Origin of the sequence: Oribacterium sinus (genome assembly GCF_963537195.1) — a bacterium.
Classification (GTDB): domain Bacteria; phylum Bacillota; class Clostridia; order Lachnospirales; family Lachnospiraceae; genus Oribacterium; species Oribacterium sinus_A.
On the sequence record NZ_CAUTEG010000116.1, the window covers coordinates 1 to 6,506 of the forward strand.

The 6,506-nt window shown below is 40.6% G+C and carries 2 protein-coding genes and 1 pseudogene; all 3 read right to left on the reverse strand.

Going from position 1 to position 6,506, the window contains the following annotated elements; translation table 11 throughout:
* The coding region (locus tag RYL27_RS10215) for a hypothetical protein (protein ID WP_314967016.1) at positions 1 to 3,320 on the reverse strand (3,320 nt) is incomplete at its 3' end.
* A gap of 163 nt (positions 3,321 to 3,483) precedes the next feature.
* Positions 3,484 to 5,391 (reverse strand): N-acetylmuramoyl-L-alanine amidase family protein, encoded by a 1,908-nt coding sequence (locus tag RYL27_RS10220; RefSeq protein ID WP_314967018.1) that lies wholly within the window; start codon positions 5,389 to 5,391, stop codon positions 3,484 to 3,486.
* A 75-nt stretch (positions 5,392 to 5,466) separates the two neighbouring features.
* Positions 5,467 to 6,506 (reverse strand): annotated as a pseudogene (locus RYL27_RS10225) (hypothetical protein); the annotation flags it as partial.

Genomic DNA, 6,506 nt, shown 5'->3' on the forward strand with positions numbered 1-6,506 from the left:
GGATTCCCCGCCTTGTCCTTTACGGAAAAATCTACCTGAAGAGAAGAGAAATCCAGGTGGGCATCCTCGATTTCGATTTGTCCCTTTCTGACTTCTCTAAAGTATTTTTCATTGGCCAGGCCGTCATTGGATAAAGTCAGCCGAATCTTAGGGGGTGTTTTATCCACTACCAGGAAATTGGAGGCACTGGCCTTCCTTCCGGAAAGGTCGGTAGTATCCACCATAACCTCATACTGTCCGTCCTCTGTGAAATTTAGTTCAGAAGAATATAGATTGGAATCGGATAGCTTTTCCTTCTTCCACGTAACCGTATGATTTTTAAACTGTTGCACGCCTCTTGTCGAAGCCAGAGAACGGGGATGAAGAATACGCCCGGGCATAGTGCTGGGACTTACCGGCATAGCCAGAGATGAAGGCGAACTTTTCACAGTATCCGGAAGGAAATTATAGTTAAGGTGGGTATCATTGGTACTAAAATTTTCTTCTAAAATCTTTGTTGTAAATTTGACATCCTTCGCAAAGTACCGTACCTGACCACTTTCGGAAGAAGGGTCAAAGAAAATCTTGGGATCCGTATGATCCACAGTGATAGCCAGTTCTCCATTCTTCTCCAATCCTAAAGTATTCTTCCATTCTAAAGGATTTCCGGAAGGATCCTTATAGTCAAAGGACAAACGATAATGTCCTTCCTGGGTGAAATTCATTGTCAAATCATTCTGTTCCCCATTAGGCATGATTTGTATGAAAGAAGTAGAATTGTCCTTTAACAAGCTCTCTCTTCCATCACTAATGAAAGTAGAATTCTTCTTTAATGTGAGAGCTTCCCTATTGCCCTGCACTCTATAGGAACTTTCTTTGTCTTCTCCATTTCTTCTGCTATAAACCTTCAAAGAAAAATCCTGATCCTCAGGAAAAAAGTTCTTTTCTTCCACGTTCAGAGTTAAAAATGCCTTATCTTGAAAATAAAAGTGGTCATTAACTTTCTTACCCTCAGGCTGAAAATCAAAGCTTCCCTTTGGTTTTATTGTATCCACTACCAAATACTTATCGGTTTTAAGAGGCTGATCTTCATTTGTATTGTCTGCGTTATCTACCGCGAAGAATACAATCTTTCCCCTGAACTGAGGATCAATCTTGATTTTTGCAATGGCTGTGAAATCATAGGGTCTGCTAAATCTCTCGTCATTATCCGTAAGCTTGTACAAAGTATTTCCCTGATGAACAATCCCATCACTATCTTGTAGGTCAAAACGATAACAGATGGCAGCCATCCCGGAACGCTCATCCCTGGCTTTTAGTTCCACTTCCAGTGTGTCTTTATAGAAGTCATAGCCCGCAAGGGTTTTGACTCTGGACTCTTTGTCCGTCCTATAGGAAATGGAGATAAGCTCCGGCTTGGTAGTATCAATATTATACTTTTCAAGTACATACGCTTTACCAATTTCTCCGTTAGGTTTCTTGATAAAAAGTTCTCTTCCTTCCAAAGCACCGTCTTTTTCCTCAATTGAAAAGCTTTTTTCCCACTTATTCTTAGTGTCATCCCAAGAATCACTATCGGAAATGCTATCATTTTTTGACTTAGGGGAGAATATTATATTCGTGTTATACCAGCCCTTATCATTAGCTTTCCCTTGCTTATCTATGAAATTAGAGAAGTCCGGATAAACCACATTAATCTCCGCATAAATGGTCTTTGGATCATAATTTCCTGTTGGGTCAACAGATGTAGCAGATATTAGGACAGGACCAACTTTACTGTTTTTAAAAGTAAGGACTCCTGTCTGTGCATTAAAATCAGCAATATCCTCTCCTGCTTCAAGCTTATAACTTACACTCGTGCCTGTAGCGCCTCTGGTACTTACGCGAAAAGAATGTTTCCCTAAAGTCCATCCTCTTTCCTGATTCTCCTTTCCGTAATGCACGGTATACCGGAATACCTTATTCCCTCCCCTTTCTTCTTCACTTGGCTGTCCAAAATCTTTTAAACTAAAGGAAAATTGGTTCTGGTTCCCGGGGGTAATCGTTATATAAATTATCTCCGGTTCAGCCGTATATATTGTTCCATCCTTAGGGTCTACCCAATCATCTACTCTGGCCTCTATTCTAGCCTTTCCAATATGCCTCATTCTTATTATGCGTCTATTTTCATCAAGTTCAATAGAAGCATTTAATTTCGGAGAAACAATAGAGTAGTAAACCTTAGCTTTAAATATTTCATTAATTTCCGGCTGAATCTCTTCACCCTTTTTCAGTGGTATTTTAATATTTTTATTTATAATGATTTCTCCATTAAAGCGTTTTTTTACAACTAAACTCCGACGAGCTTCTAAAGCAGCGTGATTGGCGTCCTCCGGTACTCTGGCGATGATGGTATATCTTCCGGAAGTACCAACTAAAAAAGCAGTAGGATTATAAATCCGAGTTCTATCTCCCCTGGAATTCGCAAGGTAATATTCTATTTGGGGTACAGTTACATCCTCTTCCTCACTGGCCTTTTGATAGTATGCTTCCAAAGGAATAGGATTGCTTTCCCCCTCCTTCAAAATTACATCATTTACCGGAGGAAATACTAAGTTTCCTTGCCACTGCTTTTTCTTTTTTTGATTCAACTCAAGCTCTATAGTTCTATGCAGGTCATCCGGTAAATTTCCGTCTGTAATACGTTCTTCATATAAACCAGACGTTTCATAAGACTCATTACTTCCTCGTACACGAATCTCTATCGTATAGTTTGTGGTCATATAATTTGCCGGAATCTTCTGTAAAATTTCCCCATCTTGATTTGTTTGTCCGGTATAAAATAAAACTTCCTGAACAATTCCATAATCCGGATGTATCTCGCTCGAAGGATTATCTTCACTATATTTCGAATTGCTATAAAAATGTGGAAATCCGTCATTCCTATCCCAGCTGACTTGTTTTTTAGTATAATTATCGCCCTGTTCTATTCCGGAAGTACTGGAGCTAGTCTTTTCTTTCCCTTCATCTTCAAAAAAAGAAGCTGATACCTTTTCCTCCTTATCTTTATCTATCACGGAAGAAGTCAGCTCCTTCTCATCTGTCTCCTCTGTCTCTTCTTTTTCTGCTTCCTCAGCTTTTTTGTATATGACAAGCTCGACCTCCACCTTTGCTGCTTGAGCCAGATTCTGCTCATGGTCTTTAAACAAAAAGTGGAGTTCTATATCTTTCTGCGTTGGATTTCCTTCTGCTTGACTTCCCTCCGCTTTCCATTCTACAGGAAATTGAAAAAGCACTTGTAATATAACAAGGCACAGGGCTATCAGCCTCTTTCCTCTCTTCCCCAAGATAAAGCTTTTCATAAATTACTCCTTCTTCCACAAACCGAGACAGAAGCATTTCTTCTATCTCGGTTTCTTTACCTTTTGCATTGTCGAATTTCTGTTTAGAATTACTGTCTTTTTCTATTTTAGCTTTTCCCTAAAATAGATTATATAAACATTTCTATAAAACATAATGGCTGTTTTACTGTTTTTGCACTGCTCCATTCACTACCCATCTTCCTTCCGAGTCTACTGTAAAACCATCGGGGGTAGTGGTGTTTCTATAAAGGGATCCTTCATTCTGTCCTTGAGCGTCTAAATAGTAGCAGTTTCCCTCAATCCACTGCCAACCGGTGAGCATTCTACCTTTCCAACCGTCAGAGTTTGGGAAAAGATAGTATTTACTGCCGTTTACCTCTACCCAGCCTGTAGCCATATAGCCGGAATCCAAGAAATAGTACCAGTAAGACTTTCCATTATAGGCTTCATAGCCCCAGCTATTCTTCGGATAGCTTCCGTCCGGTCTTTTGTACCACCAGCCCTTTTCATCCTGTACCCACTGTCCTCCGGATAGAGAACGATCTACGCCAAGTACCTGTCCGGTAAAGCTACTGCTGACCTTAAAGCTTCCGGAGCCGCCACCGGAACTACCGCCTGAGCCGCCGGAACCGGAAGAACTGCCTCCGGAACTACCGGAGCTGGAAGAACCGCCTTTAGAGGAATAGCCGGAGTTTCCCGTATTGCCGGAATGATTTTCTTTCTTCTCTACTTTTACCGCATCGAAGAAAGGGGATGTTATTGATGTAATAGTTGATATATTATAAACGGGAATAACCCCATAGACTTTATAGGGCTCATTATTTACATAAATCTCTGTACCTTGGCCATAAGGATCATCAGTTTCCGACACTAAGAAACGATAGTTATCAACTGTATAATAAGGCTGTATTACATATAGTACCTTATAACGGCCTTCCGGAAAAATTGTGTCTTCTTCCTGCGTAAATCTGAGATTTCCGTTTTTTCCCGCTTCATTCGGATAGCTTTCCAGATAGAGTTTATACTGGTCTAGGTTTTTGGGAAAATCATTACGAAAATTCATAAGAAAAGGCTGTGGTAAATCCTTAGACAGAAGCTCCGTACCATCTTTTAAGACAATCTTCTCCACTTGAAGCGTTGCCCTCTTCGTAGTATCACCTGCCTTAACATTATGGATGTCAAAGCTGGAACGGAGATATACTTTCGTCATGATCTTTGCTTCCTTCACAGTAAAAGTTTCGCTTTCAAAGGTATAATATTTATACTTTGCATCTTCCCGTTGAGTAGCTTTCAAATTATCTTGATCATAACTATGTACCCCTTTCTGATAAAAATACCTTTCCTCCACAGAAACACTTGTATAAGCAAATATACCATCTCCATCCTGTTCTGCTATTGGTAAAATATAAAATTGGCTCTTCTTTCCTTCAGCAAGTGTATATACATAGTGATACTCCCCCGGGGTAAAGTAGTTGAGATTGTAAGGAACCCACTGACCATTTACTTTCTTTTCCACTTCCCTCTCCGGGAGAATTTTATAAAGATCCGGGCTTGGATTATTGATGACTCCAGGCTCATTTCCTCTTAAAACGACACCTGTTACGTTTACTTTTTTATCTCGAAGCACTTTCATATGATCTCTTGCCGGAAAGTCCCAATCTTCAAATGATACAGTCACCCTTATAACCTTATTGTCAAGAGATCTCGTTACTGCAGCATTTCTAAACCCTGAATATCCGGAGGTCATTACCGTAGAGTCTGTTCCTCTTATATCTTCTGTAGAGCCTTCTGTAGAGTCCTCTGTAGACTCACTCTTTTGCTCAGCAAGCTCCTCGGGGTCTTCCGCTTCAGTAGTCGACACTTCTTCCTCTATGGACTCAGTTTTCCCTTCCACAGCAGTTTCTTCCGGAAAATCATCTAATCCTTCTGCAGTTCCTGCTGTTTCAGCAGTTTTTTCTACCTCCGGAACGTAAGTATCCTTCGTAATACTATCCGCATAGCTTGCAGGGACAAAAAGCCCTGTACAAAGTACCGCACTCAGTCCTAAAGCCAGCATGTTTTTTCTTCTCATCTCCATCGTCCTTTCTTATTTATTGCCATTTCACGATATAAAATTATACTATATTTCTATCCATTTGTGGGAATTTTATTGTTTTTGCACTGCTCCATTCACTACCCATCTTCCTTCCGAGTCTACTGTAAACCCATCGGGAGTAGTGGTGTTTCTATAGAGAGCACCCTCATTCTGTCCTTGAGAATCCAAGTAGTAGCAGTTTCCGTCAATCCACTGCCAACCGGTGAGCATTCTTCCCTTCCATCCGTCAGAATTTGGGAAAAGATAATATTTGCTACCGTTTACATCCACCCAGCCTGTTGCCATATAGCCGGAGTCCAGGAAGTAGTACCAGTAGGACTTTCCGTTATAGGCTTCATAGCCCCAGCTATTCTTCGGATAGCTTCCGTCCGCTCTTTTGTACCACCAGCCCTTTTCATCCTGTATCCACTGACCTCTGGATAAGGAACGATCTACACCAAGTACCTGTCCGCTCAAGCTACTGCTGACCTTAAAGCTTCCGGAACCCCCACCTGAACTTCCGCCTGAACTACCGGAGCCGGAAGAATTGCCTCCGGAACTACTAGAACTACCGGAGTTTCCACGAGAAGAATTTTCGGAATTATTCTTTGATGGATTTTCTGCTTTTTTAGCATCAAATAAAGGAGAGGTTATTAATGGTCGCGGAGTTAAATCAGCCTCCGGCTTAGCAGGTATCTCCGTAATATATAACTCGTTGTTGACATAGAATTCCGTTCCTTTCCCATAGTTATCATCCGTTCCTTTCATCAAAAGACGATACTTATCTATTATGTGATTTTGTTGAAGCAAGTAAGAAATCTGATAACGCCCCGGATCAAAAGCCTTCGTTTCATTTATATTGAAAACATCTCCTATATAGCCTTCCTCTGTTTTAAAACTATCCAGTAGTAGCCTCCATTGATCTAAGTTATTGGGATAACTTCGATAGGGATTTGTAAAAAATATTGGATTTGGATCCGGTTTAATCTCTGTACCATCTGTTAATACTATTTTTTCAGTAGACAAGGTAGCCCTCTTCATCAAGTCCCCTACATGGACATTGTGAATATCAAAGCTGGACTTTAGATAGACCTTGCTGATTGTCTTTTGGG